The organism is Aromatoleum toluolicum, from assembly GCF_012911005.2.
GTDB lineage: Bacteria > Pseudomonadota > Gammaproteobacteria > Burkholderiales > Rhodocyclaceae > Aromatoleum > Aromatoleum toluolicum.
The window spans coordinates 1-13,695 of record NZ_WTVS01000068.1 but is presented as its reverse complement, the minus strand read 5'-3'; the positions used below and the strand labels follow the sequence as shown (position 1 = coordinate 13,695).

Genomic DNA, 13,695 nt, shown 5'->3' with positions numbered 1-13,695 from the left:
GCGCCGGGGCGGTGCTCAGCGCGCGGTGCGCCTGACGTAACCCAGCGCGCGTGAAATCTCGTCTGCCGCCTCGCGCACGAGGGGCGCGCGGTCGGGGTTGAAGCGCTCCGACGGGGTGGATACCGACAGGCCGGCGATCAGTTCGCCGCTGTCGTCGCGCACCCCTGCGGCGATGCAGCGCACGCCGATCTCCACCTCTTCCAGGTCGAAGGCCACGCCGTGGCGGCGGACCTTGTCGAGTTCCTTCTCGAGGGCGCCGATCTCGGTGATCGAGGCCGGCGTCGAACCGGGCAGGCCGGTGCGTCGGCCGTACTCGCGCACGCGGTCCATGCCGTCCTCGACGAGGAAGAGTTTGCCGGTCGCGGTGGTGTGGAGCGGCGCACGCGCGCCGACGATGTGCACGACGCGCACCGCGGAGCGGCCGCTGGAGGTCCGTTCGACGTAGACGATCTCGTCGCCGTCGCGGATGCCGAGGTTCACGCTCTCCCCGGTGGCCGCATGCAGCTTGAGCATCGCGGGCATCGCGGTTTCGCGCAGCGAGATGCGCGACTTGACCAGGCTGCCGAGTTCCAGGAGCCGGATCCCCAGGCGATAGGTGCCGCCCTCGCCACGTTCGACAAAACCGCTTTGTGCCATCGCACTCAGGATGCGGTGCGCCGTTGACGGGTGCAGCCCGGTTTCCTGGGCGATCTGCTTGAGCGCGGCCGGGTCCGGGTGATGTGCCAGCACGTCGAGCAGCTTCATCATGCGCTCGACGACCTGGATCGGATTCTTGGTTTCGGTGGGGGTGTTGGTGCTCACGCGGTCGGTCAGGGATTTGCAGTTGCGCGCATTCTAGCCGGCCCGTGGTGATTTCGCCTAGTGAAATGCCGGGGCGCGTGCCGCAATGCCAGCCGTCGCGTCGCTGGAAGCTGCGGCGGGCAGTCGATATACTGGAATGCGTTGCGCCCGGCGATGCCGGGCATTGTTTTTTTGAAGGGTTCGTCCGCGCGGAGCGCGGGCGCGCCTGCGAACCGGATTGCCACCATGAAGCGCTCGAAGGAAGCCGGCACGCCCGGCGATGTCCCCGCACAGGAAGATGCTGCCGACGCGCCGCGCCGCACGCTGGGCGTGAAACGGCAGGGCGAGGCACCCGTCGCCGAGGGGCCGCGCCGGGCCGGCGTGCGCGCGCGCTTCCAGCCCGGTTATGCGAAGACGGTCGCAGCGACGCGGGCGCTTGCGGGCGAGGCCCAAGGAAAGGCGCGCGGAGGCAAGGCCGGGCGGTTACCGGAAGGGGAGCGCGCGGAAGAGACCGGGCGCGGCCGCAAGCCGGAGCGTCCGAACGCGGCCGGTGTGGCGGGTGCCGAGCGCCGTCCGCGCAAAGATGGCGATCAGCCGCGCACGACGCCCGGAGGAGAGCGCCCGGTGCGCAAGCCGGAGCGTCCGAAGGCGGCCGGTGTGGCGGGCGTCGAACGCCGGCCGCGCAAGGATGGCGAACAGCCGCGCACGACGCCCGGAGGGGAGCGCCCGGTGCGTAAGCCGGAGCGTCCGAAGGCGGCCGGTGTGGCGGGCGTCGAACGCCGTCCGCGCAAGGATGGCGATCAGCCGCGCACGACACCGGGAGGAGAGCGCCCGGCGCGCAAGCCGGCGGCCAAGCCGGCTGCTCCGGCCGACCGTGCCCCCGTCGCGCGCCGCGAGGAGCGCTCCGCCGCCGCACGACCGGCCGCCCGTGCCGAGGCGGCAACGACGGCTGCCGCCGAAGGCGTGCGCCTGTCGAAGGTGATGTCCGAACGCGGCCTGTGCTCGCGCCGCGAGGCCGACGGCTTCATCGAGCGTGGCTGGGTGCTCGTGGACGGGCAGCGGGTGTCGGAGCTCGGCACGCGCATCGACCCGAATGCCGAGATCACGCTCGCGCCGCAGGCGCGCCGGCGCCAGTCGGAGCGCGTGACGATCCTGTTGCACAAGCCGGTCGGCTACGTGTCGGGCCAGCCCGAGCCCGGCTACGAGCCGGCCGTGTCGCTGATCGGCGCCGGCAACCAGTTCGACCGCGATACCGCCCAGACCTTCGAATTTTCGCACCTCATGGGCCTCGCGCCGGCGGGACGCCTCGATATCGACTCGACCGGGCTGCTCGTGCTGACACAGGACGGCCGCATCGCGCGCCAGCTGATCGGCGACGACTCGGAGGTGGACAAGGAATACCTCGTCCGCGTCGAGGGTGCGCTCGACGAGCACGGACTCGCGCTGCTGAATCACGGCCTCGAACTCGACGGCCGCAAGCTGCGGCGCGCCAAGGTCGAGTGGATCAACGAGGATCAGCTGCGTTTCGTCCTGCGCGAAGGCCGCAAGCGTCAGATCCGGCGCATGTGCGAGTTGGTCGGCCTGAAGGTGGTCGGCCTCAAGCGCATCCGCATCGGGCGGATCCGGCTAGGCGACCTTCCGCTCGGGCAATGGCGTTTTCTGCGCGAAGACGAGGGGTTTTGACGCCTTTGTTCGCATCTTCAAGGGGGCAGCTTTCACCGCCGCGGGGCTGCGGCGGCGTTTGGCTGCGCGTCTGACCGGCAGACTGGCCGGATCGCTGACCCCGGACTGTTCGGTAAACCAGCCTTTCAGCGGGCAGTCGCACCCCTCCGGACAGCCATGCTCGTGGGCGCACTCCTTCTGCGTCTCATCCAGCAGCACCATTTCCCGGACAGCCTCGCAGCGGCCAATGGGAGAATCGAGGAATGTCATGACGAACTCCTTGAAGCGGTTATGCGGAAAAAGGGAATTCTTGTAGTTCCAATCTAGTCAGCGTTCGTTTGGGGTGCCCGCCCGAATCGCGCCGAATTGATCTGGCTCAAGAAATCCCGCGATGCACAATGGGTTATTCCGCGCGCAGCGCTTCGACCGCATCGAGGCGTGCCGCACGGATCGCGGGAAGCACGCCGGCGACGAGTCCGATCGTCACCGCGAGCGCCTCCGCAATGACGACGAAATGCCAAGGCGTATGGACCGGCAGGGCCGGCACGAGCAGGCCGACGAGTTGGGCAGCGCCCGCGCCGGCGACCAGTCCGAGCACGCCGCCGATGGCGGCGAGGGTGACGGCCTCGGCGAGGAAGAGACGCAGGATCGTGGTCCGCCGCGCGCCGATGGCGACGAGGAGCCCGATCTCGTTGGTGCGCTCGGTGACCGCGATCGTCATGATCGTGACGATGCCGACGGCGCCGACCAGCAGCGAGATGCCGCCGAGCGCGCCGACCGCGGCGGTGAGGATGTCGAGGATGTTCGACAGGCGCGCGAGCATGTCCTCCTGCGTCGTCAGCGTGACGTCGTCCTGGCCGTGGCGGGCGACGAGCACCTTGCGGATGCCCGCCGCGACTAGCGCCGCCGGCACGGCCTCCTCGTAGGTGACGTTGATCTCCATCAGCCCTTCGCGGTTGTAGAGCGACAGCGCGCGCGAGGTCGGGATGTAGGCGGTGTCGTCGAGGTCGACGCCGAGGAACTGGCCCTTTTCCTCCATCACGCCGATAACGCGGTAGCGCTCGCCGCCGATGCGCAGGCGTTCGCCCAGCGCGTTGGCGCTGCCGAAGAGTTCGTTCTTGAGCTTGGCGCCGAGCACGACGAAGGCGCGCGCGCCGTTGGGATCGTCGGGCGGCAGGAAGCGGCCGATGCGTACCTGCATCGCGAAGATGCGCTGCATCTCGGGGCCGACGCCGTACACGCTGGTGCGGCGCACACGGCTGCCGCCTTCGACGTCGGAGTTGCCCCACACGATGGGGGTTACGCCGGTGATGTGGGGCAGGCGCTCGAGCGCCAGCGCGTCGTCGAGGGTGAGTGCGCGAGCCGTGCTCGGAAGCCCCGGCGGGCCGCCGCGCGTGCCCTGCCGGCCCGGCGTGATCTCGATGATGTTTGTGCCGAACTGCGTGAACTCGTTGAGCACGAAGCGGTGCAGGCCCTCGCCGATGGACGTCAGCAGGATCACCGCGGCAATGCCGACGCCGATGCCCAGCAACGTGAGGAAGCTGCGCAGGCGGTGGGCGAGCAGCGAGCGCAGCGCGAGCTGGATGAAGTCGCGCAGGTTCATCGCCGCGACAGGGCTTGCACGGGGTCGAGCCGGGCGGCGCGCCGGGCGGGCATCACGCCGAACAGGATGCCGGTGGTGAGCGCCGTGCCGATGCCGGCGAACACGGCCCAGTCGGGCGGCCAGGCGGGCAGCACCGGGAAGGCGAGGCGCAGGCCCCATGCGCCGAGGTGGCCGAGCGCGTAGCCGGTGATCGCGCCGGCGAGCGACAGCAGCGCGGCCTCGGTGAGGAAGGCGAGGCGGATGTTGCGGCCGGTGGCCCCGAGCGCCTTGAGCAGTCCGATCTCGGCGGTGCGCTGCGTGACCGCGACGAGCATCACGTTCATCACCAGGATGCCGGCGACGGCTAGGCTGATCGCGGCGATGCCCGCGACGGCCATCGTCAGGGCGCCGAGGATGCGGTCGAAGGTGCCGAGCACCGCGTCCTGCGTGATTAGCGTGACGTCGAGCTCGCCCTCACGGCGCAGGCGCATGATGTCCTCGAGTTGCTGCTTCGCCGGGCCGATCGCCTCGCGGCTGCGCGCCTCGACGATGATGCGGAAGAGGTTGTTGGTGTTGAACATCGCCTGCGCGGTGGCGACCGGCATGAACACCAACTCGTCGGTGTTCATGCCCAGCCCCTGGCCGGTCTTGCCGAGCACGCCGATCACGCGCAGGCGCCGGTCGCCGACGCGAACCATGCGACCGACGGCCGGTTCGCTGCCGAAGAGCTCTTCGCGCAGCTTCGTGCCGAGGACCGCGACCGCCGAGGCGCGGCCGAGGTCCTCGCGTGGCAGGAAGCTGCCTTCGGCCATGCGGAAGGCGCGGATGTCGACGTAGTCGCCGTTGGTGCCCACGACCATCGCCTCGCGCAACCGTCCGCCGTAGGCGATCTCGGAATTGCCGACCGACAGCGGCGCCATGCGGGTGACCAGCGGGGCGCGCAGCAGCGCTTCGGCGTCGCGCACCGTGAGATCGCGCGGCGTGCTCGTGATGATGTTGCCGAGCCCCAGTCCGCCCGTGGCGGTGCGCCCGGGGAGCACGATCACGAGATTGCTGCCGAGGGCGGAAAATTCATTCACGACGTAGCGCCGCGCGCCGTCGCCGAGCGCGGTGAGCACGACCACCGCCGCGACGCCGATCGACATCGCCAGCACCATCAGCGCGGTGCGCAGCGGGTAACCGGTGGCGGCACGGGTCGCGAAGCGGAGCGTGTCGGCGGGCGTCATGTCATGCCGGTGCGGGCTCGCGGACGTCCTGCAGCAGGCGGCCGTCTTCCATCATCAGCCGCCGGCGGGCGCGTCCGCCCATGACCGGATCGTGCGTGACGACGATCAGCGTGACGCCCGAAGCGTTGAGCTCTTCTAGCAGGTGCGTGACGTCCTGCCCGGTCGTGCGGTCGAGGTTGCCGGTCGGCTCGTCGGCGAGGATCACCGCCGGGCGCATGATCGTCGCCCGCGCGATCGCGACGCGCTGGCGCTGCCCGCCCGACAGTTCCTCCGGGCGGTGGCTCGCGCGCGGCTCAAGTCCGAAGTCCTTCAACGCCTGCGTCACGCGCGTATGGCGCTCGGCCGGCGGGATTCCGGCGAGCATCAAGGGCAGCGCAATGTTCTCGGCGGCCGTCAGGCGCGGCACCAGATGGAAGCTCTGGAACACGAATCCGATGCGGGTACGGCGCACCTCGGCCTGTTCGTCCGGCGAGAGCGTCGTGACGTCGCGCCCCTCGAGGCGGTAGGTGCCGGCGTTGGGGCGGTCGAGCAGGCCCAGCAGGTTCAGCAGGGTGGACTTGCCCGAGCCCGACGGGCCCATCACGGCCACGTACTCGCCTCGCTCGATCGACACGCTCAGTTCGTGCAGCGCATGGACCTCGCTGTCGCCGAGCTTGAAGACGCGCTCGATGCCCGAGAGTTCGATCTGCGCCATCGCCGCCCTCAGCGTGAGGCCCCGGCCTCGTCTTCCGGCCGCACGCGGGCGCCGGCCTTCACGCCTTCGCGTTCGAGCGAGGCGGCGATGCGGTCGCCTTCGGCGAGGCCTTCCAGGACCTCGGTGAATTCCCAGTTCGCAACGCCGGCCTTGATCACGCGCTCTTCCAGACGGCCGTCATCGGCGCGGTAGAGCAGCACGCGATTGCCTTCGCGCAGGGTCGAGGTCGGCACGCGCAGCGTGTTCTCGCGCACGGCCAGCACGATCTCGGCGTCGGCGCTGTAGCCGACGAGCAGGCCCTTGGCTTCCTCGGGATGGACGAAGTCGATGTCGACCTCGACCGTGCGTGCCTGCTTCTCGACCGCCGTGATGTAGGGCGCGACGCGCTTCACGCGCGCCTCGAAGACCTTGCCGGGCAGGGCGTCGAGCGTCACGCGCGTCCGCTGGTCGGGATGGATCTTCGGGGCGTCGATCTCGTCCATCGGCGCCTTCACGTACAAGCAGCTGTCGTCGATGAGGTCGATCGCGGGCGGTGTCGGCACGCCCGGCGGCGACGGCGTCGAGTATTCGCCGAGTTCGCCGGTGATCTTTGCGACCGTGCCGGCGAAGGGCGCGATCAGCACCGTGCGCTGGCGGTCGGTCGACGTCGCCGTGATCTGCGCCTCGGCCGTGCGCGTGTCGGCGCGCGTGGTGTCACAGGCGGCGCGCCGCGCACGCGCCTCGGTGCGCGCCTGCTCGACGCGGGAAGCGGAGACGAACTTGCGCTGGAACAGCTCGTCCTGGCGAGCCGCCTCCCGCTCGGCGTTGTCGGCCTGCGAACAGGCTTCCTGCACGCGCTTGCGCGCGGTTTCCAGCTGCGCGCGGTTGACCGCGAGGCGTGCTTCCTGATCCTCGCTCCACAGCCGCAACAGCACCTGGCCCGCCTGCACACGGTCGCCTTCCTTGACACCGAGGTAGTCGATGCGTCCGCCGATGATGGTCGACAGCTTGGTGCGCTGGCAGGCCTCGATCTCGCCCGCGCGCGTGTTCGACAGCGTCGCCTCGACCGTGCCGCGTGCGACCTCTACGAGTCGCACCGGGATGGGATTCGGGCGGGTGAACCACCAGATCCCTGCGGCGATCAGGGCGAGGACGACGAAGGCGATCAGGCTGCGTCGGACGAAGGGTTTCATGAGGCTCCTGCACGATTTCCAAACGGCATGTCGGGGTCGATGATCCGCCCTTCGTCCGGTGCGCGCAACCGCGCGGGGCGCCTCGGTTATTCAGCCCTTGGCCTTGGCCCACGAGTCCTTCAGCGTCACGGTGCGGTTGAACACCGGCGCGTCGGCCCGTGAGTCGACACGGTCGGCGACGAAGTAGCCGTGGCGCTCGAACTGGAAGCGCTCCTCGGGCGCCGCGTTGCGCAGGGCCGGTTCCAGCACCGCGCGGAGCGTGCGCTTGGAGTCGTAGTTGAGGTCGTCGAGGAAGCCGCGCTCGAAGTCCTCGGGATCCCCCTCGCGGCGGTTGCCGGGGTAGGGGTGGGCGAACAGGCGGTCGTAGAGGCGCACTTCGGCTTCGTAGCCGTGCGCGACCGACACCCAGTGCAGGTTACCCTTCACCTTCACGCTGTCAGCGCCCGGCGTGCCCGACTTGGTGTCCGGCAGGTACTCGCACAGCACGGCGCTCACGTTGCCGTCGGCGTCCTTCTCGCAGCCCGTGCATTTCACGACGTAGCCGTAGCGCAGGCGCGCCATGTTGCCTGGGTACAGCCGATGGAAGCCCTTCACCGGGGTTTCCATGAAGTCCTCGCGCTCGATCCACAGTTCGCGCGAGAACGGCATCTCGCGCTTGCCCAGTTCGGGCTTGAGCGGATGGTTTGGCGCCTCGCACAGTTCGCTCTGGCCTTGCGGGTAGTTCGTGATCACGAGTTTCAGCGGGTCGAGTACGGCGACGCGGCGTTCGGCGGCCTCGTTGAGGTCCTCGCGCATGCATTCCTCGAGCACGCTGAAGTCGATCCATGTGTCCGACTTGGTGACGCCGATGCGTTCGGCAAAGAGGCGGAAGCCGCCCGCGGTGAAGCCGCGCCGGCGGGCGCCGACGAGGGTCGGCAGGCGCGGGTCATCCCAGCCCGCGACATGGCCTTCCTCGACCAACTGGATCAGCTTGCGCTTCGACAGCACCATGTAACTCAGGTTGAGGCGCGCGAACTCGATCTGCTGCGGCAACGGGCGCGGGAAGAAGCCTCCCGTCGCGAGCGCATCCAGCAGCCAGTCGTAGAACGGGCGCTGGTCCTCGAACTCGAGCGTGCAGATGGAGTGCGTGATGCCCTCGATCGCGTCCTCGATCGGGTGCGCGAAGGTGTACATCGGGTAGATGCACCACTTGCCGCCCGCGCGGTGGTGATGCGCCTTGCGGATGCGATAGATCGCCGGGTCGCGCAGATTGATGTTGGGCGAGGCCATGTCGATCTTCGCGCGCAGCACGTGCTCGCCATCGGCGAATTCACCGGCGCGCATGCGGCGGAAGAGGTCGAGGTTCTCCTCGACGCTGCGGCTGCGGTAGGGGCTCTCGCGCCCGGCTTCAGTCAGGGTCCCGCGATAGGCGCGCATCTCCTCGGCAGACAGCGACTCCACGTAGGCCTTGCCCGCGACGATCAGATACTCTGCGCACGCATACATCCGGTCGAAGTAGTCGGACGCGAAGTACTGGTGCTTGCCCCAGTCGAAGCCGAGCCAGCTCACCGCCTCGACGATCGAGTCGACGTATTCCTGCTCCTCCTTCTCCGGATTCGTGTCGTCGAAACGCAGGTGGCACACGCCGGCGTAGCTCTGCGCGAGGCCGAAGTTCAGGCAGATCGACTTGGCGTGACCGTAGTGCAGGTAGCCGTTGGGCTCGGGCGGGAAGCGGGTTTCGACCCGTCCGCCCCATTTGCCGCTCCGGATGTCCTCGTCGATGATGTTGCGGATGAAGTTGCTCGCGGGCGCGGCGGCGGCACCGGATTTCGGAGTGTCGGACACGGGGGAAAGCCTCGATTCAAAGGGCGAAAATTGCGTGAGTCGGCGATTTTAGCGCGTCGGCGCCCGGAATGAGTCCCCGACTCCTGCTGGGGCGTCGGGTGCGGGCCGCGCTGGGCTAGAATTCCATCCGATTGCCATTCACTGGACGACCCATGCATTTCAGCCGAATCGGCCGGCGCCGCGAGCGCCCGATGCCCGGAAGCGCCCTCGATTGCACGGGGGCCGGGCGATGAGCGCACCGCTGGCGACCCTGCCCGCATTCGCGGCGATCGGTGTCGGCGCCGCGGTCGGCGCTTGGCTGCGCTGGGGATTGGGCCTACTGCTCAATCCGCTCTTCCTCGTGATCCCGCTCGGCACGCTTTCCGCGAACCTGCTCGGCGGACTGCTGATGGGCGCTGCGCTGGCGTGGATCCATGCCGTGCCGGAGATGTCGCCGACCCTGCGCCTGCTGCTGACGACCGGCTTTCTCGGCGGCCTCACAACTTTCTCGACCTTCTCCGCGGAAGGCCTGCATCTCGTGCAGCGCGGCGAATGGGCGTGGCTCGTGTTGCACACGCTGCTGCACGTCGCCGGTTCCCTGCTGATGGCCTGGGCCGGCTACGCGGCCTTCAACGCCTGGCGCGGCTGATCGCGCGCCGCTGTGTTCATTCGCGGCCGGCCAGCCAGTCGGCCGCGCCCAGCCCGGCCGCGCGACCGGTCGCGAAGCACGCCGTGAGCAGGTAGCCGCCCGTCGGCGCCTCCCAGTCGAGCATCTCGCCGCAGCAAAACACTCCGGGAAGCGCGCGCAGCATCAGCCTGTCGTCGAGTGCCTCGAACAGCACTCCGCCCGCGCTGCTGATCGCCTCATCGAGCGGGCGCGGTGCCGCAAGCACGATCGGCAAGGCCTTGATCGCGGCGGCGAGGCGTTCCGGTACCGCGAAGTCTTGCTTCGCGAGGCATTCGCGCAGCAGGCCCGCTTTCACGCCCTCGATGCCCGCCTTGCTCTGCAGGTGGCTTGCCATCGAACGCGATCCGCGCGGGCGCGCGAGTTCATCCGCAAGGCGCTCGAGACTGCGCCCGGGCGCGAGATCGAGGTACAGCGTCGCCGAACCCGCTGCCTCGATCGTGTCGCGCAGCGGCGCCGACAGCGCGTAGATCAGCCCGCCCTCGATGCCGGTCGCCGAGATCATGCATTCGCCCGCGCGCTCCTGCGTCTGCCCGCGCGCATCGGTGACGCGCGCCGCGACCGATTTCACCGGCGCGCCGACGAAGCGATCGAGGAAATGCGCGCTCCAGCCGGGTCCCGCGTTGCCGGCCAGCCGACCGACGTCGAAGCCGCAGTTCGCCGGGCGCAGCGCGGCGAGCGCCACGCCGCGCTGCGCGAGCCAGGGCATCCAGGCCCCGTCCGAGCCGAGCTTGGCCCAGCTGCCGCCGCCCAGCGCGAGGATCACCGCGTCGGCCGCGACGCGGCACTCGCCGTCGGGCGTCGCGAAGCGCAGGCCGCGTGTCGGGTCCTCATCCCCGCCTTCCCAGCCCAGCCAGCGATGGCGCACGTGCAGGCGGACCCCGGCCAGCCGCAGGCGGTGCAGCCACGCCCGCAGCAGCGGCGCCGCCTTCATTGCGGTCGGGAACACGCGCCCCGAGCTGCCGACGAAGGTGTCGATGCCGAGATTCCGTGCCCACGTGCGCAGCTCTGCCGCCCCGAAGCGGCCAAGCAGCGGCGCAAGCTCGGACTGCCGTTCGCGGTAGCGCGCGACGAAGGCCTCGGGCGGCTCGGAATGGGTGAGGTTCAGTCCGCCGATGCCCGCGAGCAGGAATTTACGCCCCGGCGAAGGCATCGCGTCATACACGTCTACGGCGCAGCCGCGCTCCGCGAGCATCTCCGCCGCCATCAGCCCGGCCGGTCCGGCACCGATCACCGCGATCCGCAGCTCGTTCGCGCCGCTCATCGCGCAATCTCCTGCCACGCGGCGAGTTTCGCCGCATACGACCAGGACGCGTTCGCCGGACTCGTCGACGGCAGCCGCAGCCACACGATGCGCTCGTCGAGCCCCGGCGCTACGTGTCGCCCGAACAGCGTCGCCGCCGCCGTGCCGTTGAGGAATACGCGTCCGATCCCCGGATGCGCCGCGAAGAAGGCGGCGAAATCATTCACTTCCATCGACTCCGGCTCGATGTCCGCGTCCAGGCTGCCCTCGCGCCGGCACGCGCCGAGCACGTCCCACAGCGCATAGCCGCGTTCGGCGAAGAGCCGCGCACGTTCCGCGTAAGGCAGCGCCGCGTCGAGGCCCAGCACGGCGCACACGATGGGCCAGAAGCCGTTGCGCGGATGCGCGTAGTACTGCCCCGCCGCGAGCGAGGCCGCGCCCGGCATGCTGCCCAGAATCAGGGTGTGAGCATGCGGCAGCGAGATCGGCGGGAAACCTGCGAGTCGGGGCATTGGATGGCGGATTGCACGCGGCGGGAAACGGGACGCACGGTACCCAGCCGCGCCTGGTCCCGCAAGATGCGCATGTCGATGGATAGATTGCCGCCGCAGCCGGTCGAATGGTTGTCTCATTCGAGGAGACAAGGAGGTCGCAATGAACACCCACAACTTACCCAAGATGTTGTACTCGTATTCGGAGGGCTGGCAGGACCTCATCCAGGTGCATCCGACCGTCGCGCGGATCTTCACGATGTACGTGATGCCGATGTCGCTGATTCCGCCGGCGATGTTCCTGTACTCGATGTTCGCCACGCCGGGCGCGGTATTTCCGGAACTGGTGCCACAGATCAGCGTCGGCGAGGCGCTCGCCGTGGCTGTCGCGTTCTATGTTGCGGAACTGGCGATGGTCGCGCTGATGGCGTCCATCATCCAGCAGATGGGCGATGTCGTCGATGCCAAGCCGCCGTACTCCGAGTCCTTCATCCTCGCCGCGGTCGCACCGACGCCGTTGTGGCTCTCCGCGCTGGCGCTGTTCATCCCATCCGCGTGGGCGGCAGGGATCGTCGTCGCGCTCGCGTGGGTCGCCTCGGCGGCGCTGATCTATCACGGCGTCTACCCGCTGTTCAAGCTCGATGATCGGAGCAAGTCGCGCCTGATGGGCTCCTTCGTCCTCACCGCGGGCGTGATCGCCTGGGGCGCGCTGCTGGTCGTGCTCGCGCTCGCGATGAGCATGATCATCGGCTTGCGCTGAGGCGTACCTGCCGCGCCGGACGCCGCAAGGGTTTCCGGCATTCCTCTGCCCCTTGCCCCACCCCGCTTTCATGACGAAGGCGGGGTGGGGTGCTACCATCATGTCATTTCTGGAGGGCGCGTCCGGGCCGCGTCCTGCGGCTGCGCTCGTCGGCACTCCGCGCGCGGTGAATCCTTGGAGAAATGATGGCAGAGGCGAGCTACACCCTGGTGTTTCAAGGCGACATCCTCGCCGGGTTCGAGCGCGAACAGGTGATGCAGCGATTCGGGCAACTCTTCCGCGTGTCGGCAGAAGACGTCGACAAGATCTTCGGCCACCCGCGCGTGGTGCTCAAGCGCAATCTCGATCGCGCCGCCGCTGATGCCTACGTCAGCCGGCTTGCCGGGATCGGCATGGCGGTCCGACTGGATGCGATGCATGCCCCGACGTCGGAGCAGCAGAAGGCGTCCGAGGCCGCCGCCAGCCCGGCCACCAATGTGCCTGCCTCGGCAGCGAACGTAGCGCCACAGTCCCCCACCGCGTCGCAGGCGGAGCTTGCGGCGCGCGAGGTTCGCGCAGCGGTTTCCGTACCCGCGGCGCCCGCAGCGCGCGAGGAAGACGCTCCGCGCGAAGTGCCCTTCGAGTTTTCGGGCAACGGCTTCGAGTTCTTCCGCATCTGGATCGTCAACCTCGTCCTCAGCATCCTCACGCTGGGGATCTATTCGGCGTGGGCGAAGGTGCGCACGCAGCGCTACTTCTATGGCAACACGCGCTGCGACGGCGCCAGTTTCGCTTATCTCGCCGACCCACTGAGCATCCTCAAGGGGCGCCTCATCGCTTTCGCGCTGTTCCTCGGCTACATCCTTGCGGACCGGTTCGTGCCCTTTATGCGCCCGGTGCTGACGGTTGTGTTTCTAGCCATCTTCCCGTGGATCATGGTGCGCGGACTCGCCTTCCGGAATCACAACTCCTCCTGGCGCGGCGTGCGCTTCGGTTTCGACGGCAAGATTGGCGAGGCGTATCGGGTCTTCGTCCTGTGGCCGATGGCGGGTGGGCTGACGCTGGGGCTGCTCTTTCCTTACGCGGTGTATCGCCAGCAGCAATTCATCATCGGCAACAGCCGCTATGGCGTGGAACCGTTCCGGTTCGAGGGGCGGGCCGGTGCGTTCTACATGATCGCGCTGACAGCCATCGGCATCGGCGTGGGGGGCTTCCTCGTCTCCCTGCTGGTCGCAGCCGTTTTCGCGCCGTTGAGCTTTCTGGCGATTGCTGCCGCGTACCTGGCGATCTTTGCGGTCTCGAACGTGATGATCACCAATCTGCGCTACAACAACACCGCGCTCGGCGCTCATTTTCTGCAGGCGAACTACCGCTTCGGCTCCTATGCAATGCTGATGCTCACCAACACGCTGGCGCTCGGCCTGACCTTCGGCCTGTTTTATCCCTGGGCCAAGGTGCGCAGTGCGCGTTACGCCGCTCGACACATCTCGCTGGTCGCCGACGGCGATCTCGACGAATTCGCTGCCGGGCAGCGAGACCAGGTGTCGGCGACCGGCGGCGAGGTCGGCGACCTGTTCGACGTCGATCTGGGCATCTGATGCGCCTCGAGGGCCGCTAC

At 68.8% G+C, this 13,695-nt stretch carries 13 protein-coding genes; 4 read left to right on the top strand and 9 right to left on the bottom strand.

The features are described 5' to 3' along the window. Positions 1 to 15: 15 nt before the first annotated feature. The gene (locus GPA27_RS22985) at positions 16 to 747 is read right to left on the bottom strand and encodes an IclR family transcriptional regulator (protein WP_246261403.1); all 732 of its coding nucleotides are present in this window, start codon (positions 745 to 747) and stop codon (positions 16 to 18) included. A gap of 279 nt (positions 748 to 1,026) precedes the next feature. On the opposite strand from GPA27_RS22985, the gene GPA27_RS22980 reads away from it, so the two are divergent. Continuing rightward, the gene (locus GPA27_RS22980; RefSeq protein WP_246261401.1) at positions 1,027 to 2,463 is read left to right on the top strand and encodes a pseudouridine synthase; all 1,437 of its coding nucleotides are present in this window, start codon (positions 1,027 to 1,029) and stop codon (positions 2,461 to 2,463) included. Here the strand turns inward: GPA27_RS22980 and GPA27_RS22975 are convergent. The 6 genes from GPA27_RS22975 to GPA27_RS22950 form a co-directional block, all read right to left on the bottom strand. Beyond that, the gene (locus GPA27_RS22975) at positions 2,407 to 2,712 is read right to left on the bottom strand and encodes a hypothetical protein (RefSeq protein WP_169142758.1); all 306 of its coding nucleotides are present in this window, start codon (positions 2,710 to 2,712) and stop codon (positions 2,407 to 2,409) included. The genes GPA27_RS22980 and GPA27_RS22975 overlap by 57 nt on opposite strands. 133 nt (positions 2,713 to 2,845) lie before the next feature. Continuing rightward, entirely contained in the window at positions 2,846 to 4,045 is a 1,200-nt protein-coding gene (locus GPA27_RS22970; RefSeq protein ID WP_169142757.1) for an ABC transporter permease, read from the bottom strand. Beyond that, positions 4,042 to 5,250, bottom strand: coding sequence for an ABC transporter permease (locus GPA27_RS22965; protein ID WP_169142756.1), 1,209 nt, complete (start codon positions 5,248 to 5,250; stop codon positions 4,042 to 4,044). The genes GPA27_RS22970 and GPA27_RS22965 overlap by 4 nt, the downstream gene beginning before the upstream one ends. A gap of 1 nt (position 5,251) precedes the next feature. Further along, positions 5,252 to 5,944: an ABC transporter ATP-binding protein gene (locus GPA27_RS22960; RefSeq protein ID WP_169142755.1), complete on the bottom strand. Its 693-nt coding sequence runs from the start codon at positions 5,942 to 5,944 to the stop codon at positions 5,252 to 5,254. 8 nt (positions 5,945 to 5,952) lie between these two features. Then, entirely contained in the window at positions 5,953 to 7,116 is a 1,164-nt protein-coding gene (locus GPA27_RS22955) for an efflux RND transporter periplasmic adaptor subunit (RefSeq protein ID WP_169142754.1), read from the bottom strand. Positions 7,117 to 7,206: 90 nt separating this feature from the next. Next, positions 7,207 to 8,940, bottom strand: coding sequence for a glutamine--tRNA ligase/YqeY domain fusion protein (locus GPA27_RS22950; RefSeq protein WP_169142753.1), 1,734 nt, complete (start codon positions 8,938 to 8,940; stop codon positions 7,207 to 7,209). 229 nt (positions 8,941 to 9,169) lie between these two features. Between GPA27_RS22950 and crcB the strand changes: the two genes are divergently transcribed. Next, positions 9,170 to 9,568, top strand: coding sequence for a fluoride efflux transporter CrcB (gene crcB, locus GPA27_RS22945; RefSeq protein ID WP_169142752.1), 399 nt, complete (start codon positions 9,170 to 9,172; stop codon positions 9,566 to 9,568). A gap of 16 nt (positions 9,569 to 9,584) precedes the next feature. Here the strand turns inward: crcB and GPA27_RS22940 are convergent, their stop codons facing one another. Further along, complete coding sequence (locus GPA27_RS22940; protein WP_169142751.1) at positions 9,585 to 10,868, bottom strand: TIGR03862 family flavoprotein; 1,284 nt, start codon at positions 10,866 to 10,868, stop codon at positions 9,585 to 9,587. After that, positions 10,865 to 11,359 carry a DNA-deoxyinosine glycosylase gene (locus tag GPA27_RS22935; RefSeq protein ID WP_169142750.1) on the bottom strand — a complete coding sequence of 165 codons (495 nt, stop codon included), beginning with the start codon at positions 11,357 to 11,359 and terminating at the stop codon, positions 10,865 to 10,867. Before GPA27_RS22935 ends, GPA27_RS22940 begins: the two co-directional genes overlap by 4 nt. Positions 11,360 to 11,501: 142 nt before the next feature. Between GPA27_RS22935 and GPA27_RS22930 the strand changes: the two genes are divergently transcribed. Next, positions 11,502 to 12,098, top strand: coding sequence for a Yip1 family protein (locus tag GPA27_RS22930; protein WP_169142749.1), 597 nt, complete (start codon positions 11,502 to 11,504; stop codon positions 12,096 to 12,098). Between the two features lie 185 nt (positions 12,099 to 12,283). Then, positions 12,284 to 13,675: a YjgN family protein gene (locus GPA27_RS22925; protein ID WP_169142748.1), complete on the top strand. Its 1,392-nt coding sequence runs from the start codon at positions 12,284 to 12,286 to the stop codon at positions 13,673 to 13,675. Positions 13,676 to 13,695: the final 20 nt, after the last annotated feature.

What these genes read in the sequence shown, in the direction of transcription:
- GPA27_RS22985 (WP_246261403.1), bottom strand. Translation starts at nt 747, where the DNA reads ATGATGAAGCTGCTCGACGTGCTGGCACATCACCCGGACCCGGCCGCG.
- crcB (WP_169142752.1), top strand. Translation starts at nt 9,170, where the DNA reads ATGAGCGCACCGCTGGCGACCCTGCCCGCATTCGCGGCGATCGGTGTC.
- GPA27_RS22980 (WP_246261401.1), top strand. Translation starts at nt 1,027, where the DNA reads ATGAAGCGCTCGAAGGAAGCCGGCACGCCCGGCGATGTCCCCGCACAG.
- GPA27_RS22955 (WP_169142754.1), bottom strand. Translation starts at nt 7,116, where the DNA reads ATGAAACCCTTCGTCCGACGCAGCCTGATCGCCTTCGTCGTCCTCGCC.
- GPA27_RS22975 (WP_169142758.1), bottom strand. Translation starts at nt 2,712, where the DNA reads ATGACATTCCTCGATTCTCCCATTGGCCGCTGCGAGGCTGTCCGGGAA.
- GPA27_RS22930 (WP_169142749.1), top strand. Translation starts at nt 11,502, where the DNA reads ATGAACACCCACAACTTACCCAAGATGTTGTACTCGTATTCGGAGGGC.
- GPA27_RS22935 (WP_169142750.1), bottom strand. Translation starts at nt 11,359, where the DNA reads ATGCCCCGACTCGCAGGTTTCCCGCCGATCTCGCTGCCGCATGCTCAC.
- GPA27_RS22940 (WP_169142751.1), bottom strand. Translation starts at nt 10,868, where the DNA reads ATGAGCGGCGCGAACGAGCTGCGGATCGCGGTGATCGGTGCCGGACCG.
- GPA27_RS22960 (WP_169142755.1), bottom strand. Translation starts at nt 5,944, where the DNA reads ATGGCGCAGATCGAACTCTCGGGCATCGAGCGCGTCTTCAAGCTCGGC.
- GPA27_RS22925 (WP_169142748.1), top strand. Translation starts at nt 12,284, where the DNA reads ATGGCAGAGGCGAGCTACACCCTGGTGTTTCAAGGCGACATCCTCGCC.
- GPA27_RS22970 (WP_169142757.1), bottom strand. Translation starts at nt 4,045, where the DNA reads ATGAACCTGCGCGACTTCATCCAGCTCGCGCTGCGCTCGCTGCTCGCC.
- GPA27_RS22965 (WP_169142756.1), bottom strand. Translation starts at nt 5,250, where the DNA reads ATGACGCCCGCCGACACGCTCCGCTTCGCGACCCGTGCCGCCACCGGT.